Origin of the sequence: Acidipropionibacterium jensenii DSM 20535 (genome assembly GCF_000425285.1) — a bacterium.
GTDB lineage: Bacteria > Actinomycetota > Actinomycetes > Propionibacteriales > Propionibacteriaceae > Acidipropionibacterium > Acidipropionibacterium jensenii.
In genome coordinates, this window is sequence record NZ_AUDD01000005.1 from 108,001 (window position 1) to 126,024 (window position 18,024).

The window sequence follows — 18,024 nt, forward strand, 5'->3', positions numbered from 1 at the left end:
GTGGGCGGTAGCCCCTCCTCGCCAGGAGAGGTCCCTGTCGGGGCGTCTGCGGCGGCGGGTTGTCCAGGCCCTCCGTCACCCCGTGTGAAAGTTGTTGAGGGTGAAGTGATTCAGGATGAAGTGGCTGCGGGGAGGACCTCCCGGTCCCGCCCCGCGGTCACCCCCTGCCGACCCCCTCGGATCGGCAGGGGGTCGCGGTCAGTCCGCCATCGCGTTGTCGGCGCCGGGACGGCGCGACAGGTCGATGCCCAAACCGGAGGGCCTCAGGTCCTCATCGGACTCGCGCAGGTCGATCTCCATGCCCTCGGAGTTCAACACCTCCACGTTCAGGCACAGCGACTTCATCTCCTTGACGAGCACCTTGAAGGACTCCGGGATACCGGGCTCCGAGATGTTCTCGCCCTTGACGATCGCCTCGTAGACCTTGACGCGGCCGGGCACGTCGTCGGACTTGATGGTCAGCAGCTCCTGCAGGGCCCAGGCGGCCCCGTAGGCCTCCATCGCCCAGACCTCCATCTCGCCGAACCGCTGTCCGCCGAACTGGGCCTTACCGCCCAGCGGCTGCTGGGTGATCATCGAGTAGGGGCCGGTGGAACGGGCGTGGATCTTGTCGTCGACCAGGTGGTGCAGCTTCAGCTCGTACATGTAGCCGACGCCGACCTTTTTGGGGAAGGGCTCCCCGGTGCGGCCGTCGTACATGACAGCCTTGCCGTCCGGGTCGACCAGCCGGTTGCCGTCGCGGTCCGGGATGCCGTTGGTGAGCAGCCCGGTGATCTCGTACTCCTTGGCACCGTCGAAGACCGGGGTGGCCAGACGGGAGTCCGGACCGACCTGGGCCAGTCCGACATCGCGCAGCCGCTCGGCCCAGTCGCCCTCGGCCTGGGTGATGTCCCAGCCGGAGTGGGCGATCCAACCCAGGTGCATCTCGAGCACCTGGCCGACGTTCATCCGGGAGGGCACGCCCAGCGGGTTGAGGACCATGTCGACCGGGGTGCCGTCCTCCATGAAGGGCATGTCCTCGATCGGCAGGATCTTCGAGATGACGCCCTTGTTGCCGTGCCGGCCGGAGAGCTTGTCACCCACCTGGATCTTGCGCTTCTGGGCCACGTAGACGCGGACCATCTGGTTGACCCCGGGGGCCAGCTCGTCGCCCTCGTCGGCGTCGAAGATGCGCACGCCGATGACGGTGCCCTCCTCGCCGTGCGGCACCTTGAGGGAGGTGTCGCGGACCTCGCGGGCCTTCTCGCCGAAGATGGCGCGCAGCAGGCGCTCCTCGGGGGTGAGCTCGGTCTCCCCCTTCGGGGTGACCTTGCCGACCAGGATGTCACCGGTGCCGACCTCGGCGCCGATCCGGACGATGCCGTTCTCGTCGAGGTTGGCCAGCATGTCGTCGGAGACGTTCGGAATGTCCCGGGTGATCTCCTCGGCGCCCAGCTTGGTGTCGCGGGCGTCGACCTCGTGCTCCTCGATGTGGATCGAGGTGAGGACGTCGTCCTGAACGATCCGCTGGGACAGCACGATGGCGTCCTCGTAGTTCAGACCCTGCCAGGGCATGAAGGCGGTGAGCACGTTGCGGCCCAGGGCCAGCTCGCCACGATCGGTCGACGGGCCGTCGGCCAGCGGGGTGCCGACCTCGACGCGCTGACCGGCCTCCACGACCGGACGCTGGTTGATGCAGGTGCCGGCGTTGGAACGGCGGAACTTCTCCAGCTTGTAGGTCTGGTAGGTGCCGTCGTCGCAGGCGATGTCGACCAGGTCGGCCGAGACCGACAGCACGCTGCCGGCCTTCTCGGCCAGGGTGACCTCGCCGACGTCGGTCGCGCAGCGGTACTCCATGCCGGTACCGACCAGGGGGGCCTCGGTCTTGATGAGCGGGACCGCCTGGCGCTGCATGTTGGCGCCCATCAGGGCTCGCGATGCGTCGTCGTGCTCCAGGAACGGGATCAGCGCCGAACCCACCGACACCATCTGGCGCGGGGAGACGTCCATGTAGTTGACGTCGGAGGGCGGAACCTCGTCGGGGTCGCCGTGGCGCTTGCGCACCAGGACGCGGTCGTCGGCGAAGGTGCCGTCGTCGTTCAGCGGGTCATTGGCCTGGGCGATGAGGAAGTGCTCCTCCTCGTCGGCGGTGAGGTAGTCGACGTCGTCGGTCACGACACCGTCGATCACCTTGCGGTAGGGGGTCTCGATGAACCCGAAGGCGTTGACCCGGGCGAAGGAGGCCAGCGAACCGATCAGTCCGATGTTGGGGCCCTCAGGGGTCTCGATCGGGCACATCCGGCCGTAGTGCGACGGGTGGACGTCGCGGACCTCCATCTGGGCGCGGTCACGGGAGATACCGCCGGGGCCCAGGGCCGACAGGCGGCGCTTGTGGGTCATCTCAGCCAGCGGGTTGTTCTGGTCCATGAACTGCGACAGCTGGGAGGTTCCGAAGAACTCCTTGATCGCGGCGGTCACCGGGCGGATGTTGATCAGGGTCTGCGGGGTGATCGCCTCGATGTCCTGAGTGGTCATCCGGTCGCGGACCACGCGCTCCATCCGGCCCATGCCGGTGCGCAGCTGGTTCTGGATCAGCTCACCGACCGTGCGCAGTCGACGATTGCCGAAGTGGTCGATGTCGTCGGGCTCCACGATGAGGTTCGGGCGGCCCTCGCGCGGGATCTCGTCGGTCCCCTCGTGCAGCTCGCAGATGTAGTGGATGGCCGCGACGATGTCGTCGATGGTCAGCACCTGGGTGTCGAAGGGCAGGTCGAGACCGAGCTTCTTGTTGATCTTGTACCGGCCGACCTTGGCCAGGTCGTAGCGCTTGGAGTTGAAGTAGTAGTTCTCCAGCAGCTGCTGGGCGGCATCGCGGGCCGGCGGCTCACCGGGACGCAGCTTCTTGTAGATGTCGAGAAGAGCCTGGTCCTGGGTCTCGATCCCGTGATCCTTATCCAGGGTCTGACGGATCGCCTCGTACTGGCCGAACTCCTCGAGGATCCGCTCGGGGGTCCACCCGAGAGCCTTGAGGAAGACGGTGATGTTCTGCTTGCGCTTGCGGTCGAGTCGCACGCCGACGGTGTCGCGCTTGTCGATCTCGAACTCCAGCCAGGCGCCCCTGCTGGGGATCACCTTGCAGGTGTAGATATCCTTGTCGGAGGTCTTGTCGGGGGTGCGCTCGAAGTACACGCCCGGGGACCGGACCAGCTGGGAGACGACCACCCGCTCGGTGCCGTTGACGATGAAGGTGCCCTTGGCGGTCATCAGCGGGAAGTCGCCGATGAACACGGTCTGGGACTTGATCTCACCGGTCTCGTTGTTGGTGAACTCCGCGGTCACGAAGAGCGGCGCCGCATAGGTGGCGTCGCGGTCCTTGCACTCGTCGACGGTGTGCTTGGGATCCTCGAACCGGTGATCGCGGAAGGACAGCGACATCGTCTCGCCGTAGTCCTCGATCGGGGAGATCTCCTCAAAGACCTCCTCCAGTCCCGACTTGGTGTTGACGTCGGTGCGACCCTGGGCCAGCGCCTCCTCGACATGGGACTGCCAGATATCGTTTCCCACGAGCCAGTTGAACGACTCGACCTGCAGGTCAAGCAGGTTGGGCAGTTCGAGTGGTTCGCGAATCTTGGCGAATGAGATTCTCCCGCTCTGAGGGGAGATGACGTTGGTGTTCTTCGACGCGGTGCGCGTGGCGGCCAAGGTGCGGTCCTTCCGAGAACTCCTGAGTGGTGGGTGACACCAGTCTGGCGGCATGCAGAAAGGCCCATGTCAAGCACGGGCTTTCGTTGTCATTTGGGGCAAGAAGACAGGATAGACCGTACTGTACCACAGCACAAGTCGGGACCACCACACCGTGGCCCTGCGGGTTCTCCTGCACTGTGCCGTACCGAGCGGGTCCCGCGCAACCCGGCCGGCGCCCGCGCCCACAGACGCGAGGAGCCCACCCGGAATCCCGGGCGGGCTCAACGATCAGACGGTCCTCACGGCGGAGGACCGCCCGACCATCACATCTCGGTGACCTGGGTCACTTGAGGGTGACGGTGGCGCCGGCGGCCTCGAGGGCCTCCTTGGCCTTGTTCGCGTCGTCCTTCTTGGCCTTCTCGAGAACCGGCTTCGGGGCGGCCTCGACGAGGTCCTTGGCGTCCTTCAGACCAAGGCTGGTGAGGGCGCGAACCTCCTTGATGACCTGGATCTTCTTGTCGCCGACGGACTCGAGGATGACGTCGAACTCATCCTTCTCCTCCTCGCCGGCGCCGGCGTCGCCGCCAGCGGCCGGGGCGGCAGCGGCAACCGCAACCGGGGCGGCTGCGGAGACGTCGAAGGTCTCCTCGAACTGCTTCACGAACTCGGAGAGCTCGATCAGGGTCATCTCCTTGAAAGCATCAAGGAGCTCGTCGTTGCTGAGCTTCGCCATAATTGGGCGTCCTTTCGATGGTTGTGAGGGCTCTGAGCCGCTCACGGTGTTTCTCCTGGGCGATGGACGCCTCAGGCGGGTGTGTTCTCCGGCTCCTGGTCGGAAGCCTCTCCTGCTCCACCGATCACAGAGGGATCGGCAGCAGCCTTCTCCTGCAGGGCGCCGAGGCCGCGAGCGGCCTTGGCGGGCAGGGCGCTGAAGACCTGGGCGGCCTTCGTGAGGTTGGCCTTGAGGCCACCGGCGAGCTTGGCGAGGAGGACCTCGCGGGACTCGAGATCGGCGAGCTTCTTGACCTCGTCGGCATTCAGGACGCGACCGTCCATGTAGCCGCCCTTGACGACCAGCAGCGGGTTGTCCTTGGCGAAGTCCCTCAGACCCTTGGCCGCAGTGGCCACGTCACCCTTGATGAAGGTCAGGGCCGTGGGGCCGACGAGCTTGTCGTCGAGTCCCTCGATCCCGGCCTGCTGGGCGGCGATACGGGTGAGGGTGTTCTTCGCAACGGCGTAGGTGGTGTCCGCCCCGAGGGAGCGACGCAGAGTCTGCAGCGCTGACACGGAGAGACCGCGGTACTCGGTCAGCACGGTCGCGTCGGACTCGGAGAACTTCTCCTTGAGCGATGCGATGGCGGCTGACTTGTCGGTCTTCGCCATTGGGTCTCCTTCCCACTTCTTGTACTGCGCACCGCAAGACGCGCTCGCGGTGCCGTCGCCGCAGACTGCCGACCGGAACGGGTCTCGATCAGGAGGATGTGGGCATGAAAATAGCCCCGACGCACAGGCGCGGGGCACATCGCGACGAATCGCGACGACACTCTGACAACCTGCGCGGGCCATCCTGAGGATGCTTGACGGGCGAACCCGACCAGCGGTCAACGGCGGTGCCGATTATAGGCAGGCCACATTCCCCCGTGCAAACCGGAGCCGGTTGCCTCCGTGCCCAGGTGGAGGCCCTGGCAGTGCCGACCAGCAGGCTGGCTCCTCGCCGCGGACCGACACCCGGACTGTCGAGGGCCAGGACGTGAGAATCCCGGCAGCCGGTGTCGGGGCTGGCGCCCCACACACCCGCTGCCGGGATTCCTCGTGGATCGGGATCAGATCACTCGGCAACCTCTGCCGCGGCGCCGGGATCCAGCTGGACGCCGGGACCCATCGTCGAGGACACGGTGATCTTCTTCAGGTAGCGGCCCTTGGAGACCGACGGCTTGAGCCGCAGCACCTCGCCCATCGCCGCGTAGTAGTTCTCCGTCAGCTTCTCGGCGCCGAAGGACACCTTGCCGATGAGGAAGTGCAGGTTGGCGTAACGGTCGGTGCGGAACTCGATCTTGCCGCCCTTGATGTCGGAGACGGCCTTGGCCACGTCCATCGTCACGGTGCCGGTCTTCGGGTTCGGCATCAGGCCACGGGGCCCGAGCACCCGGCCCAGTCGACCGACCTTGCCCATCATGTCCGGGGTGGCGACCACCGAGTCGAAGTCCAGGTATCCGCCCTGGACCTTGGCGATCAGGTCGTCGTCGCCGACCTCGTCGGCACCCGCCTGAATGGCCGCCTCGGCCCGCTGGCCGGTGGCGAAGACGAGGACCCTTGCCGTCTTGCCGGTGCCATGGGGGAGGTTGACGGTGCCGCGCACCATCTGGTCGGCCTTCTTCGGGTCGACCCCGAGGCGGATGACGACGTCAACCGTCTCGTCGAACTTCGCCGAGGCGGCCGCCTCGACGAGCGCCAGCCCGGCCGGCGGGGCGTAGAGCTGATCCTCGTCCACCTTCGCCGCTGCTGCGCGGTATGACTTGCTGCGCTTCATGTCTGGTTCCTTTCACCAGGTGTGGTCGGGGCTGCGCACGCCCTCCCACGAGATGTGTCTGTGTGTCGATCCTCGGATCGGCGGTGATCTCGCCGGTTCCCCTCCAGGAGGAGTCCGGCCGACCGGTCAGGCCTGAACGGTCACGCCCATCGAGCGGGCGGTGCCCTCGACGATCTTCATGGCGGCCTCGACGTCATTGGCGTTGAGGTCGGGGAGCTTGGTCTGGGCGATCTCGCGGACCTGGTCCTTGGAGATCGAGCCGACGATGTGGGTCAGCGGGTTCTCGGTGCCCTTGCTGATGCCAGCGGCCTTCTTGATGAGCTCCGCGGCCGGCGGGGTCTTCAGGATGAAGGTGAACGAGCGGTCCTCGAAGATGGTGATCTCGACGGGGACGACGTTGCCGCGCTGGTGCTCGGTCTGGGCGTTGTAGGCCTTGCAGAACTCCATGATGTTGACACCATGGGGGCCCAGGGCGGTGCCGACGGGGGGCGCCGGGGTGGCCTGGCCGGCCTGCAGAGCGATCTTGACGAGCGCCGCTACTTTCTTCTTGGGAGGCATATGAGTTGGGTCCTTCGGTTGAGCTGCGGCCCGGTCGGGTCGACCGGGCACCTGGTGCACCGGCGGGCCGTGCCGAACGGCCCGGGCACACGCAACGGAAAACTATACATGAGCCGGCGGGATTCCTCTCCCCGGCTCGCTGAGCAGGTCAGATCTTCTCGATCTGGTTGAACTCCAGGTCGACCGGGGTGGACCGGCCGAGGATCTCCACCGAGGCCTTGACGCGCTGGCTGTTGGTGTTGATCTCGGTGATGATCGCCGGAACCCCGGCGAACGGGCCGTCGGTGATCTGGACCGACTCCCCCACCTCGTAGTCGGCCACCTCGACCTTGCGCCGCGCCTTCGGGGAGGGCGCCTGACCGGCCATCTCGTGGTTGACCTGGGCGATCACCATCGGGGTCATCATCTTGACGACCTCGTCGAAGGTGAGCGGCACCGGGGTCATCGACTGGCCGACGAAGCCGGTCACCGACGGGGTGTGGCGCACCGCACCCCAGGACTCGTCGGTGAGGTCCATCCGCACCAGGACGTAGCCCGGCAGGTAGACCCGGGTGACGGTCTTGCGGGCGCCGTTGCGGATCTCCACGACCTCCTCGGTCGGGACCACCGTCTCGTAGATGTAGTCCTCCATGTTGAGGGTCTGCACCCGGGCGTCGAGGTTCTGCTTCACCTTGTTCTCCATGCCGGAGTAGGTGTGCACGACGTACCACTCGCCGAACTTGGCGCTCAGGTCGTCCTTGAGCTTCTCGATTGCGGCGTCGACGGCGTCCTGGTTGTCGTCGGCCTCCTCCTCGGGAGACTCCTCGTCCTTCTCCTCGTCGGCGCTCTGGCCGATACCGAGGTTCCGGGCGACGTCCTCATCGCTGGGCCCCTCCTCGGCGGCGTCGAAGTCGAGATTGAGGGCCGGCTCCTCCGGCTTCTCGTCGTCGCCGCCCAGGGCGCCGAGATCGATGTCGAAGTCGGGCTCGGACTCCTCGTGGTCGGAGTCGTCGGTTCCGACCGCGCCGAGGTCGATCTCCGGCTCTGCGGGAGTCGTCGGCTCCTCGGTGTTGTCGGGGTCGTTCACATCAGGGGTGTCAGTCACCGGTAAATCTCCGTTGTCGTCATGGCTCGTAGCGTGGAAAGGGGCAGGATCGCTCGTCGTCAGCCGAGGAACTTCAACAGCGCCTTCGCGAACAGCGCGTCGAGCCCGCCCACATAGGCGATGATCACCAGCACAAAGACCAGCACCACGATGAAGTACTGGCTGGTCTCCGACCCACTGGGCCAGCGGACCTTGCGCAGCTCACCGGCCGACTGGCGGACGAACATCACCGGGGTGGTGCGCTTCTTGCCGGACTTCCCGTCCTCGGCGCTGCTGCTCCTGCGGCGCACCGGGGCCTGGGTGAGGGTGCGGACCGGCTTGTGCTCGGATCCGTCCCCGGACTTCTCGGCCTCCGCCGACGCGGCGGCCTTCTCGGTGTCATCAGACTCGGTGTCATCGGCTCCGGCCGTCCTGCTGGCGGCGGCCTTCCTGCGCACCGGCCGGCTCGAACGAGCCTTGCGAGCGGCCCGCTCGGCGGAGTCGAGCTGCTGGGGGTCATCGATCACCACATCGGCGGGATCGCCCTTGTCCGGGGTGTCGTCGACGGTGTCATCGGCATTCTCGAGTTCCTCGGCCTGATCGTCGGCGATCTCCAGATCGTCGGTGCCGGGCAGCTTCCCGGACGCCAGGTCCTCGCCGCGGGGCGAGAGCTTCCCGTCTGAGGACGGGGATTCCCCTTCGTCTCCATGGGGGTGCTGCTCGTCTGTCACGCTCGTCCTTCGGGCTCGATGTCGTCTCTCGACCGTACCGCGTGGCCGCGAGAGACAGGATGCCGCAGTATCCGGCTTCGCCACGACTGCGCGCTGCAGGACTCTCGTCCTGCCTCGCAGGGCACGAGGGACTTGAACCCCCAACCTGCGGTTTTGGAGACCGCTGCTCTGCCAATTGAGCTAGTGCCCTTCGTCGCCGTCCACACGAGGACGCCGACAGCACAGGAAGTATACGGGCGCCGATCGACCGAGGACAAATCCTCACCGCGGGCGGCGCTCCCCCTCGCCTCCGCCGCCTCCCCCACCGGGCGCGGCAGCGACGAGGGGCCGGCTCTCAGCCCAGCAGCTTCTCGGCCGCTGCCACCAGGACGCAGGTCGCCACCCCGTCCATCGCCGCTGCCAGCTCCCCCTCGCTGGGGAAGCTCGGGGCCAGCCGGATGGTCCGGTCGTGGGGGTCGCGGTGCAGCGGGTGGGAGGCTCCGGCCGGGGTGAGCGCGATGCCGGCCTCCTTGGCCAGCGCCACCACCCGAGAAGCGGTGCCGTCCAGCACGTCGAGGGTCACGAAGTAGCCGCCACTGGGGTGGGTCCAGCGGGCCACTCCGGTACCGCCGAGTCGGTTCCCCAGGATCTTCTCGACGATCGCGAACTTCGGGGCCAGCAGTTCGCGGTGCCGGCGCATCAGGGCGCGAACCCCCTCGGCGTCCTTGAGGTAGGTGGCGTGACGCAGCTGGTTGACCTTGTCCGGGCCGATGCTGCGGATCCCGGCGTGCGACAGGTACCAGTCCAGGTTGCCGGTCGAGGAGGCCAGGAAGGCCACCCCGTCACCGGCGAAGGTGATCTTGGAGGTGGAGGCGAACTCGAAGACCCGGTCGGGGTGCCCGGCCTGCTGGGCCATCTGGAGAATCGGAAGCGGTCGCGGTTGCGCATCGGTGAGGTGGTGCAGGGCGTAGGCGTTGTCCCACCAGATCCGGAAGTCGGGGGCGGCCGGCATCGAGACGAGCCGTCGGGCGGTCTCCTCGTCGTAGATCACCCCGTCCGGGTTGGCGTACATCGGCACCACCCACATGCCCTTGACCGACGGGTCGGCGGCCAGCGCCTCGACCTCGTCCATGTCGGGCCCGTGCTCGCCCATCTCCACCGGCACCATCTCGATCCCGAGGTGCTCGCAGATGGCGAAGTGCCGGTCGTACCCGGGGACCGGTGCGATGAACTTGATCTCCTGGCGGCCCCAGGGCTCGGTGGCGCCGTGGATCCGGTGCAGCATGGCGTAGCTGAGCAGGTCGTGCATGATCGACAGGCTGGAGTTGTCGGCGGCCAGAATGTGGTCGACGTCGACCCCGAGCAGGTCGGCGAAGATCGCGCGGATCTCCGGCAGACCCTTGGCCCCTCCGTAGTTGCGGACATCCTGACCGTCGGCCGCGTGGACCGGGACCGTGATGCTCAGCAGCTCCCGGCTGAGATCGAGCTGACGCGGGGACGGCTTGCCTCGGGTGATGTCCAGCTTGCCCCCCCGTGCCTTGAGCTCGGCGTGCAGCGACTGCTGCTCCTCCAGGAGATCGGACAGCTCATCACGGGACATTGCTGGCAACTCAGTGCTCATGCAGGCATCGTCCCATAGTTCCCTCAGAGGGTGGCACCCCCCTCGGATGCCGGCCCCTCAGACCCCGCCCCTCATGACCGACCCCTCAGATACCAACCCGCCAGACACCGACCCTCAGATACCGACACAGCGGGGCTCGGGAACCAACGCGATGCCGTAGGCGCGCTGCACCCCGTCGATGACCGTTCGGGCCAGATCGGCGATCTGCGCGGCACTGGCCCCACCGCGGTTGGTGAGGGCCAGGACGTGCTTGGTCGACAGGGCGGCCCGGCTCTCGCCGATCCGGAATCCCCGGCCGAAGCCGGCGTGGTCGATGAGCCAGGCGGCCGAGGTCTTGACCCTGCCGTCGGGCTGGGGGAATGCCGGGGCGCCGTCGGGGACCCGGTCGCCGGTGATGATCGGGTTGGTGAAGAAGGATCCGGCGCTCCAGGTGTCGTGGTCGCCCGGATCCAGCACCATTCCCTTGCTCCCGCGGATCTCCAGGACGGTCCGCCGTACCGTGCTGGCCAGCGCCCGACCCTTCGGCTCGACGCCCAGCCGTCGCGCCAGTTCGGCGTAGCGGATCGGCAGGGACAGGTTCCCCAGCAGGAACTGCATCGTGACGTCGAGCACCACGTAGCGGTCCGGCTCGGCCTTGAACCGGCTGGTCCGGTAGGCGAATCCGCACTCGCTGGCGACGAAGGTGTGCTGCTCGTCCTTGACCCGGTCCCAGGTGCGCACCCGGGCGGCGAACTCGGACACCTCGACCCCGTAGGCCCCGACATTCTGGATCGGGGTGGAGCCCACCAGGCCGGGGATTCCCGACAGCGCCTCGGGTCCGCGCCACTGGGCGGCGATGCAGTGCTGGACGAAGTCGTCCCAGACCACGCCGGAGGCGATGGTCGCCAGCGCTCCCCCGCACCCCGAGACCTCTGCGGTCATCCCGCTGGTGGCCACCCGCACCACCGTGCCGTCGAATCCCTGGTCCCCGATGAGGATGTTGGACCCGCCGCCCAGGACCAGGCAGGGCTCGCCGCGGTGGTCGCAGTCGCGCACCGTGGAGACCAGCTCGTCGGTGGTGCGGGCCACCACCAGGTGCGCCGCCGGGCCGCCGACCCTCAGGGTGGTCAGCCCGGCCAGCGGGACGCCGTCCCCCGAGGAGGGCAGCGGACGGTCGTCGGCGATCGACGACTCCACGTGCTCCAGGTCGCAGGAGTCCACCAGTTCGGCGTCCGGCGAGTCCCCGTCGATACCGGTCAGAGCCTCGATGGAGGCTCCCCACGTCTCACTCATGCTGTCTCCTGCGGATTGCTGACCTCGACCTCGACGCGGCCGAGTACTGATCTGCCCTCGTGGCTGACGTCCAGCCTGAGAGTGGCCACCCCGTCGGCGACCGCGATGACGGTGCCGCTCACCTCGATCCGGGTGCCCTCGTCGGTGTCGGGGACCAGCACCGGACGGGTGAACCGGGCCCGCTGGGACCGGATCCTGCCCGGATCGCCGATCCACCCGACGGCCGCCCCGAGGGCGGCCCCCATCGTCCACATCCCGTGGGCGATGACCCCGTCCATCCCGGCGACCCGGGCGTGGCGGTCCGACCAGTGGATCGGGTTGAAGTCGGTGGAGGCGCCGGCGTAGCGCACGATCCGCGACCGGTCGACGGGAATGGTCCTGGGGCCGAAGGTCTGGCCCTCGACCAGCACGGTGGCCTCGCTGATGTCGGTCATGCCGCCTCCTCGCGGGTGTGCCACAGGGTGGAGAAGGCGGTGGCCAGGTGCTCGCCGCCGGGGGTGTCCAGGCTCACCGACAGCCCGATGATGTCGGTGTCGCGTCGCCGCCGCACCGAGGTGATCTCCAGGGTGGCGGTCACGGCGTCCCCCACCCGGAGCGGACGGTCCCACTGGAAGGACTGGTCTGCATGGATGGTGTGGTCCAGGCGCAGGCCCAGCTCGGGATCGGCGAACAGGTGGTGCCAGGCCTGGGCCGCGATCACCATCGCGAAGGTGGGTGGGGCGATCGCCCCGGAGCCGTGGTAGGCCGGGCTCTCATCGGCCAGGGCCGCGGCGAACTCGTCGATCTTCGCCGCCGAGACGACATAGGGGTCGGTCGCCGGGTACCGGCGTCCGACGTGGTCGGGACTCAGCCCCGCTGGCTCGGTGGTGGTTGGCATATTAGGAAGCCTAATCCCCTGCCCGGGTGCAGCACTGCGGAGCCGGAAAGGCCCGGCAGGACAGGAGCCCCGGGAGGCCACGACGCCGCAGGCGTGGAGCCCCGGGAACGCAAGGACTCGGCGACACCCGAGGGTGTTGCCGAGTCCAGAAGTCGTCGAGGCGGTGCCTCAGCGGGTCTCGCGGTGCGCGGTGTGCTTGCCGCACTTCGGGCAGAACTTGCTCAGCTCCAGCCGATCAGGATCGTTACGACGGTTCTTCTTGGTGATGTACGTGCGGTCCTTGCACACAGTGCAGGCAAGGGTGATCTTCGGTCGGACATCCCCGGACCTCTTGGCCATGATTCCTACTTTCACGAACTGAGTAAGCCTGCTGAACGGATGGAGCCTACGCCCCGTCTGGTAGCGGAGGCGGGAATCGAACCCGCGACACAGCGATTATGAGCCGCTTGCTCTACCCCTGAGCTACCCCGCCATGGTGATCACCGGCGTTGCTCGCGCAACCAGACCCACGGGCGATGGGGCCGGCTCCCACTCAGAGCCCCCAAGCAGAATCGAACTGCTGACCTTCTCCTTACCATGGAGACGCTCTACCGTCTGAGCTATAGGGGCAACGACGTAGAAAGCTACACGGGGCGAACCCCGCAACGCAACTCTCATTGTCTGCTGCATTGCGATCCGGCCCCGAGGGGTCCGATCACGACCTTCACCAGTGCTGCGATCGACGATCACGGCGCTGACGCCGGTATGTACAGCCTCCGGACCCATCCGGCCCGGAGGCTGCGTGGCAGGTGTTGGATTCGAACCAACGTAGGCATAGCCGACGGTTTTACAGACCGCTCCCATTGGCCACTCGGGCAACCTGCCGTGCTGGACTCAGCCAGCGACGAGAGACACTACCAGCCAGCGCGAGCCGTGCGCCAATCGGGTCGCGACAGGGCTCCCGAACCCGTCCCGCCCGCACCCGCCCGCACCCCTCCGGTGCGGCCCGTTACGATGGCCCCGCAGACCCACGGCACAGCCATCCGACATCACCCCAGCGCAGGAGGATCCCATGGCCTCGGAGAGCTCATTCGACGTCGTCAGCAAGGTCGACCACCAGGAGGTCGACAATGCCATCAACCAGGCGGCCCGCGAGGTCCGCCAGCGGTTCGACTTCAAGGGCACCGACACCACCGTCGCGTGGTCCGGGGACGAGGGGATCGAGATCGTCTCGCAGACTGAGGAGAAGGTGAAGGCGGCCCTCGACGTCCTGCAGTCCAAGCTGGTCCGCCGGAAGGTGAGCCTCAAGGCCCTGGACGCCGGCGAGCCCCGGGTCTCGGGCCGGACCTGGCACATCGACTGCGCCCTGCGCGAGGGAATCTCCACCGAGAACGCCAAGAAGATCTCCAAGCTGGTCCGGGACTCCGGACCCAAGGGGGTCAAGGCGCAGATCCAGGGCGAGGAGCTGAGGATCTCCTCGAAGAAGCGCGACGACCTCCAGGCCGTCCAGAAGCTCATCAACGACGCCGACTACGAGTTCGCGGTGCAGTTCACCAACTACCGCTGAGCCCCGGGCGGACCGCGGACACCCCACCTCCCGGCGTCGGGCGGTGGGATACTGCTGTGCCGTGAGAGTGGAGACCTGGGAGAGGAAGTCCGAGGTACCCCTCACCCTGCTTGCCCTGGCCTTCCTGGTCGCCTACGCCTGGCCGATCCTGGATCCGCGGATGGACGCCGACATCCGGACCTCCCTGAACCTGGCGACCTGGACCATCTGGGCGGCCTTCGCCGTCGATCTCGCCATCCGCCTGTGGTTGGCCGATCGCACCGCCAGCTACGCGCTGCACCACTGGTACGACGTCGCCCTGGTGGTACTGCCGATGCTGCGCCCGCTGCGCCTGCTGCGGCTCATCGCCCTGGTGCGGATCCTCGACCGCTCCGCCACTACATCACTGGTCGGACGGACCGCGGTCTATCTGGCAGCGGCGGCGTCGGCCTCGGTGGGACTCGGGTCGCTGGCGATCCTCGACGCCGAGAGGGGCGCCCACGGGGCCAACATCACCACCTTCGGGGACGCCCTGTGGTGGGCCTGCGAGACAGTCACCACGGTGGGCTACGGGGACCGCTACCCGATCACCGGCCAGGGGCGGGCGGTGGCCGTGGTCCTGATGCTGGTCGGCATCGGACTGATCGGCTCGGTCACCGCCACCGTGGCCGCCACCATCCTGGCCCGGGTGCAGACCGAGTCTCACAGGTCGTAGTCCACCACCACCGGCGCGTGGTCGGAGATCCTCTCCTCGTAGGAGTCCGCACGATCCGTCCCGCCGACCCTCGCGCGGGCCGCCAGGCCGGCCGAGGCGAGGTGGTAGTCGATCCGCCAGCCGGCGTCGTGGGTGAAGGCCTGACCCCGCCAGCTCCACCACGAGTAGGGGCCCTCCTCGCCGGGATGCAGGGAGCGCACCACGTCGACCAGGGTGCGCGGCGACAGGATCGAGCCCAGCCACTCCCGCTCCTCGGGCAGGAAGCCCTCATTGCGCTGGTTGCTGCGCCAGTTCTTGAGGTCCAGGTTCTGGTGGGCGATGTTGAAGTCCCCCATCACCAGGAACTGCCTGCCGCGGGCCGCAGCGGCCCGTCTGGCCGCGGTGAGGTGCCGGGCGAAGCCGCGGGTGAAACTCATCTTCCGGGCCTGTTTGACCAGAGTTTTCTGGTCGGCGGGGTCGGGGGTGGCCCCCTTCGGCAGGTAGAGGCAGCCCACCGTCAGCGCGGCATCGGCCAGGTCGACCTCGACATAGCGGCCCTCCTCGGCGAACGGGTGCAGGGCTCGCGGCAGCCCCTTCACCGATCCCTCGGTGACCTCCGGCTGCTCCCGGGGTCCACCGAGCAGCAGACCGGACCCCCACCCCCGGACCGCCTCCGGAGCCTGCCGGGTGAGCAGTGCGACGCCGTTGCGCCCGGCCAGGCTGCCCGGCTGCCAGGCCACGTGGTAGTCCCCGAAGGCCCCCTCGGGAAGGTCGGCGGGACGGCACCGCACCTCCTGGAGGGCCACCACGTCGCAGCCTCGCTGCGACAACCAGTCGGCGAATCCGCGTTTGTGGGCGGCCCGGATGCCGTTGACGTTGAAAGTGGCGATACGCATGGGCAGTACCCTGCCACGCCCGGCGGGGTACTTACCCGAACATCTTCTCGACCTCGGCCCGGGTGACGTCGGCCAGGCCGGCGTGACGCCACCTCGGGTGGTGGTCCTTGTCGACCAGCTGGGCCCGGACCCCCTCGCAGAAGTCGGACCGCCTCATGAAGGACCGGCCGAGCCTGCGGTCGGTGTCCAGCACCTCCTCGAGACTGCCGGCGTGCTCGGCCCGACGCACCGCCTCCAGGGCCACCGCCACCGACAGCGGGGAGCGGGTGGCGATGAGGTCGGCGGTGCTGCGGGCCTGGGGCTCCGGTCGTCTCCTGAGGGCCTCGACGACCGCCACCGGGTCGGCCGAGTCGTAGCAGGCCTCGATCCAGTGGGCCGAGCGGGCCAGCGCGCTGGCCTGCGGGTTGACGTCCAGCTGCCGGCCGTTCTCGTCGACCACGACGTCGACCAGTCCCGCCCACAGCGCCGAGGCGGCGTCGATGGAGCATCCCGTCATCGCCAGGTGCCGGCCCGCCAGCCTCGGTGCCCGCGACAGCTCGAAGGTGGCCCCGACATCGGGCCACAGCCCGATCCCGACCTCCGGCATCGCCAGCACCAGGTCCTGCCGGGCCTCCACCCGCGACAGCCGCAGGGACAGCCCCAGACCGCCCCCCATGCTGATTCCGTGCAGATGGGCGGTCCCGGTGCCGACCCGGGCGATCGCCAGGTCGATGGTGTACTCGACGTCGAGCCACTCCCCGGCCTGCTCGGGATCGCTCAGCGCCAGGGTGCGCAGCTCGCGGATGTCGGCGCCGGCGCAGAATCCCTTCGGCCCGGCCCCGGTCAGATCGACTCTCCGGGCCCCGGCCACCTCGGTGCCGATCGCCGCCAGCATCCGGCCGGACAGCGAGTTGATGGCCCGTGGCCGGTTCAGCTCGATGGACACCCCGGTGGGATCGCGGCTGATGATGAGATCACTCATTGCTGCTCCTTGTCTGCAGGCTCTCCGGAGACCGGCCCGGAGGAGGGTCGGGAGCACGGTTCGGGACCGACGCGGCTGCGGCGTCCGCGCCGGAACGCACCCCGCCTGGTCCAGGCCTGGCCGGTTCTGCGCTCGTGCCAGATCATGGTGACCACCAGCATGATGGCCGCCACCACCCCCAGTGAGAGGTAGTCGTTGCGCCACGACAGGTTGACCGCTCCGTAGGCCAGCAGGGCGGTGGTGGTCCAGGTGGCCGGCCGGACGTAGCGGGCGGCGTCGTCGACCAGCGGCAGCAGCAGGAATCCCCACAGCACGTACCACGAGTGCAGGGCCGGGGCGGCCACCGTGACGGTGAGATAGGCCAGCGCCAGGAAGGTCAGCGGCCGGCGCGGCAGTTCCCGGACGGCCAGCACGACGATGACGACGATGCCGCAGGCCAGCCCGATCGTCTGGCTCACCTGGATCGCACCGACCGCCGCACCGGTGGCACCCACCAGGTTGAGGACCTGGCGGACCCCCAGCCCGATGAGGGTGGCCGGGGAGACGGTGATGACCATCCCGGGCACCCCGACGGCGTGGTACCAGCCGAAGCCCAGGCCGGTGAGCCACGACACCACGCAGAACGAGATCACCGACAGGGCCAGCGAGGTGAGGATCCGGGTGAGCGCCAGGCTCACCTCCCGGCCGCGCCAGGATCTCATCGGGTGGCGGATCAGCGGCAGTGCCAGGGCCGCCATGAAGGCCGGCTGCTTGATGGCCGCCGAGACCCCCACGATCAGGGCGCCGAGCACCCAGGAGCGCCGCCCCAGGGTGGCGACGAACAGGGCCAGCACCACTAGGCCCATCATGAGGGAGTCGTTGTGCGCCCCGCCGATGAAGTCGATCACCAGGATCGGGTTGAGGGTGGCGAACCAGGCGGCGAAGTGCGGGTCGTGACCGGTGCGCCGGGCCAGCCGTGAGCTGAGGATGCCGATCAGGATGACCCCCAGCAGTGCCGGGATTCTCATCGCCACCGCGGACCAGTAGGGGTTCTGTCCGGCGAACTCGACCATCAGGTGCTGGATCTGGATGGCCAGCGGACCGTAGGGGGTCTTGGTGTAGCGCCACTCCTGGGCCACCTGGTCGGCGAAGGCGCCGGGCAGCAGCCCGGGGTAGCCGTCATAGGGGCTGATGTCGTTGATGACCAGCCATCCCTGGGCGGCGTAGGAGTAGGCGTCGTGGCTGAAGATCGGCGGGGCGAGCAGGAAGGGCAGCCCCCACACCCCCAGCACCGCCCATGGGTGGACGCCGGCCCGGAACCATCCGGAGCCGGCGGACCGGCGTCCGGGACGGACGCCGTGTCCATCACTGCGGCCCGGCTCCGCGCCCTCGCGGTGCTGGACCCGGCGACCCGGTCGCAGCCGCAACCAGGAGTCGATCAGCAGGGCCAGGCCGGTGAGGACCAGGGCGGTGCCGACGAACCGCCAGCTCGGCCCCACCAGCCCGAACCGGCCCAGCCTGGACCACCACGGGGAGTTGTTGGGGAGATAGGCGGGTGTCAGTGATCCCAGTGCGATGAGAGCGGTGCCGGCCAGCCCGATCAGCACCACCGGGCTGGACCACGCCATCAGGTAGCTCACCAGTCCGCGGCGGGCGAACCTCAGGACTCGCTGCC

General features: G+C 68.3%; 17 protein-coding genes and 4 tRNA genes. 2 read left to right on the forward strand and 19 right to left on the reverse strand.

The features are described from left to right. Window positions 1-198: 198 nt before the first annotated feature. The 16 genes from rpoB to H590_RS0104590 all read right to left on the reverse strand — a co-directional run bounded on the left by rpoB (window position 199) and on the right by H590_RS0104590 (window position 13,158). Window positions 199-3,681 carry a DNA-directed RNA polymerase subunit beta gene (gene rpoB, locus H590_RS0104515; RefSeq protein WP_028702629.1) on the reverse strand — a complete coding sequence of 1,161 codons (3,483 nt, stop codon included), beginning with the start codon at window positions 3,679-3,681 and terminating at the stop codon, window positions 199-201. A 325-nt stretch (window positions 3,682-4,006) separates the two neighbouring features. After that, window positions 4,007-4,396, reverse strand: a complete 390-nt coding sequence (rplL, locus tag H590_RS0104520) for a 50S ribosomal protein L7/L12 (protein ID WP_028702630.1) — start codon at window positions 4,394-4,396, stop codon at window positions 4,007-4,009. Window positions 4,397-4,467: 71 nt separating this feature from the next. Further along, window positions 4,468-5,046: a 50S ribosomal protein L10 gene (gene rplJ / locus H590_RS14890; protein ID WP_051238175.1), complete on the reverse strand. Its 579-nt coding sequence runs from the start codon at window positions 5,044-5,046 to the stop codon at window positions 4,468-4,470. A 445-nt stretch (window positions 5,047-5,491) separates the two neighbouring features. Then, window positions 5,492-6,193 (reverse strand): 50S ribosomal protein L1, encoded by a 702-nt coding sequence (gene rplA, locus H590_RS0104530; protein WP_028702631.1) that lies wholly within the window; start codon window positions 6,191-6,193, stop codon window positions 5,492-5,494. Between the two features lie 126 nt (window positions 6,194-6,319). Beyond that, entirely contained in the window at window positions 6,320-6,751 is a 432-nt protein-coding gene (gene rplK, locus H590_RS0104535) for a 50S ribosomal protein L11 (protein WP_028702632.1), read from the reverse strand. Window positions 6,752-6,899: 148 nt separating this feature from the next. Further along, complete coding sequence (nusG, locus tag H590_RS0104540) at window positions 6,900-7,835, reverse strand: transcription termination/antitermination protein NusG (RefSeq protein ID WP_028702633.1); 936 nt, start codon at window positions 7,833-7,835, stop codon at window positions 6,900-6,902. Between the two features lie 59 nt (window positions 7,836-7,894). After that, entirely contained in the window at window positions 7,895-8,545 is a 651-nt protein-coding gene (gene secE, locus H590_RS0104545; protein WP_028702634.1) for a preprotein translocase subunit SecE, read from the reverse strand. A gap of 117 nt (window positions 8,546-8,662) precedes the next feature. Continuing rightward, window positions 8,663-8,735: transfer RNA gene (locus tag H590_RS0104550), tRNA-Trp, on the reverse strand. A gap of 144 nt (window positions 8,736-8,879) precedes the next feature. Beyond that, a complete protein-coding gene (locus H590_RS0104555) occupies window positions 8,880-10,145 on the reverse strand; it encodes an aspartate aminotransferase type Ic (RefSeq protein WP_028702635.1) in 1,266 nt (421 codons plus the stop codon). A gap of 114 nt (window positions 10,146-10,259) precedes the next feature. Beyond that, window positions 10,260-11,417: a UDP-N-acetylmuramate dehydrogenase gene (locus H590_RS0104560; RefSeq protein ID WP_084149271.1), complete on the reverse strand. Its 1,158-nt coding sequence runs from the start codon at window positions 11,415-11,417 to the stop codon at window positions 10,260-10,262. Beyond that, window positions 11,414-11,851 carry a MaoC/PaaZ C-terminal domain-containing protein gene (locus H590_RS0104565; protein ID WP_028702637.1) on the reverse strand — a complete coding sequence of 146 codons (438 nt, stop codon included), beginning with the start codon at window positions 11,849-11,851 and terminating at the stop codon, window positions 11,414-11,416. The genes H590_RS0104560 and H590_RS0104565 overlap by 4 nt, the downstream gene beginning before the upstream one ends. After that, complete coding sequence (locus H590_RS0104570; RefSeq protein WP_028702638.1) at window positions 11,848-12,294, reverse strand: FAS1-like dehydratase domain-containing protein; 447 nt, start codon at window positions 12,292-12,294, stop codon at window positions 11,848-11,850. Before H590_RS0104570 ends, H590_RS0104565 begins: the two co-directional genes overlap by 4 nt. Before the next feature lie 168 nt (window positions 12,295-12,462). Then, window positions 12,463-12,633, reverse strand: coding sequence for a 50S ribosomal protein L33 (rpmG, locus tag H590_RS0104575; protein ID WP_028702639.1), 171 nt, complete (start codon window positions 12,631-12,633; stop codon window positions 12,463-12,465). Window positions 12,634-12,691: 58 nt separating this feature from the next. Next, window positions 12,692-12,766: transfer RNA gene (locus H590_RS0104580), tRNA-Met, on the reverse strand. Window positions 12,767-12,830: 64 nt separating this feature from the next. Next, window positions 12,831-12,903: transfer RNA gene (locus H590_RS0104585), tRNA-Thr, on the reverse strand. A 173-nt stretch (window positions 12,904-13,076) separates the two neighbouring features. Further along, window positions 13,077-13,158: transfer RNA gene (locus tag H590_RS0104590), tRNA-Tyr, on the reverse strand. Window positions 13,159-13,345: 187 nt separating this feature from the next. On the opposite strand from H590_RS0104590, the gene H590_RS0104595 reads away from it, so the two are divergent. Further along, window positions 13,346-13,840 carry a YajQ family cyclic di-GMP-binding protein gene (locus H590_RS0104595; RefSeq protein ID WP_028702640.1) on the forward strand — a complete coding sequence of 165 codons (495 nt, stop codon included), beginning with the start codon at window positions 13,346-13,348 and terminating at the stop codon, window positions 13,838-13,840. A gap of 61 nt (window positions 13,841-13,901) precedes the next feature. After that, window positions 13,902-14,534, forward strand: coding sequence for a potassium channel family protein (locus H590_RS14895; protein ID WP_126412768.1), 633 nt, complete (start codon window positions 13,902-13,904; stop codon window positions 14,532-14,534). On the opposite strand, the gene H590_RS0104605 is transcribed toward H590_RS14895, so the two are convergent. From H590_RS0104605 to mptB, 3 genes are read right to left on the reverse strand one after another with little or no spacing between them, the layout of a single operon-like run. Beyond that, window positions 14,522-15,409, reverse strand: coding sequence for an exodeoxyribonuclease III (locus tag H590_RS0104605; protein ID WP_028702641.1), 888 nt, complete (start codon window positions 15,407-15,409; stop codon window positions 14,522-14,524). The genes H590_RS14895 and H590_RS0104605 overlap by 13 nt on opposite strands. 31 nt (window positions 15,410-15,440) lie before the next feature. After that, a complete protein-coding gene (locus H590_RS0104610; RefSeq protein ID WP_028702642.1) occupies window positions 15,441-16,370 on the reverse strand; it encodes an enoyl-CoA hydratase/isomerase family protein in 930 nt (309 codons plus the stop codon). Continuing rightward, window positions 16,367-17,977, reverse strand: a complete 1,611-nt coding sequence (gene mptB / locus H590_RS14900) for a polyprenol phosphomannose-dependent alpha 1,6 mannosyltransferase MptB (RefSeq protein ID WP_169338794.1) — start codon at window positions 17,975-17,977, stop codon at window positions 16,367-16,369. The genes H590_RS0104610 and mptB overlap by 4 nt, the downstream gene beginning before the upstream one ends. Between the last annotated feature and the right edge of the window lie 47 nt (window positions 17,978-18,024).

Bases quoted from the DNA above. Each gene is read 5' to 3' on its own strand.
- rplJ (WP_051238175.1), bottom strand. From the start codon at position 5,046: ATGGCGAAGACCGACAAGTCAGCCGCCATCGCATCGCTCAAGGAGAAG.
- H590_RS0104605 (WP_028702641.1), bottom strand. From the start codon at position 15,409: ATGCGTATCGCCACTTTCAACGTCAACGGCATCCGGGCCGCCCACAAA.
- H590_RS0104560 (WP_084149271.1), bottom strand. From the start codon at position 11,417: ATGAGTGAGACGTGGGGAGCCTCCATCGAGGCTCTGACCGGTATCGAC.
- H590_RS0104565 (WP_028702637.1), bottom strand. From the start codon at position 11,851: ATGACCGACATCAGCGAGGCCACCGTGCTGGTCGAGGGCCAGACCTTC.
- rplL (WP_028702630.1), bottom strand. From the start codon at position 4,396: ATGGCGAAGCTCAGCAACGACGAGCTCCTTGATGCTTTCAAGGAGATG.
- mptB (WP_169338794.1), bottom strand. From the start codon at position 17,977: ATGGCGTGGTCCAGCCCGGTGGTGCTGATCGGGCTGGCCGGCACCGCT.
- H590_RS0104610 (WP_028702642.1), bottom strand. From the start codon at position 16,370: ATGAGTGATCTCATCATCAGCCGCGATCCCACCGGGGTGTCCATCGAG.
- rpmG (WP_028702639.1), bottom strand. From the start codon at position 12,633: ATGGCCAAGAGGTCCGGGGATGTCCGACCGAAGATCACCCTTGCCTGC.
- H590_RS0104570 (WP_028702638.1), bottom strand. From the start codon at position 12,294: ATGCCAACCACCACCGAGCCAGCGGGGCTGAGTCCCGACCACGTCGGA.
- rplA (WP_028702631.1), bottom strand. From the start codon at position 6,193: ATGAAGCGCAGCAAGTCATACCGCGCAGCAGCGGCGAAGGTGGACGAG.
- H590_RS0104595 (WP_028702640.1), top strand. From the start codon at position 13,346: ATGGCCTCGGAGAGCTCATTCGACGTCGTCAGCAAGGTCGACCACCAG.
- H590_RS0104555 (WP_028702635.1), bottom strand. From the start codon at position 10,145: ATGAGCACTGAGTTGCCAGCAATGTCCCGTGATGAGCTGTCCGATCTC.
- rplK (WP_028702632.1), bottom strand. From the start codon at position 6,751: ATGCCTCCCAAGAAGAAAGTAGCGGCGCTCGTCAAGATCGCTCTGCAG.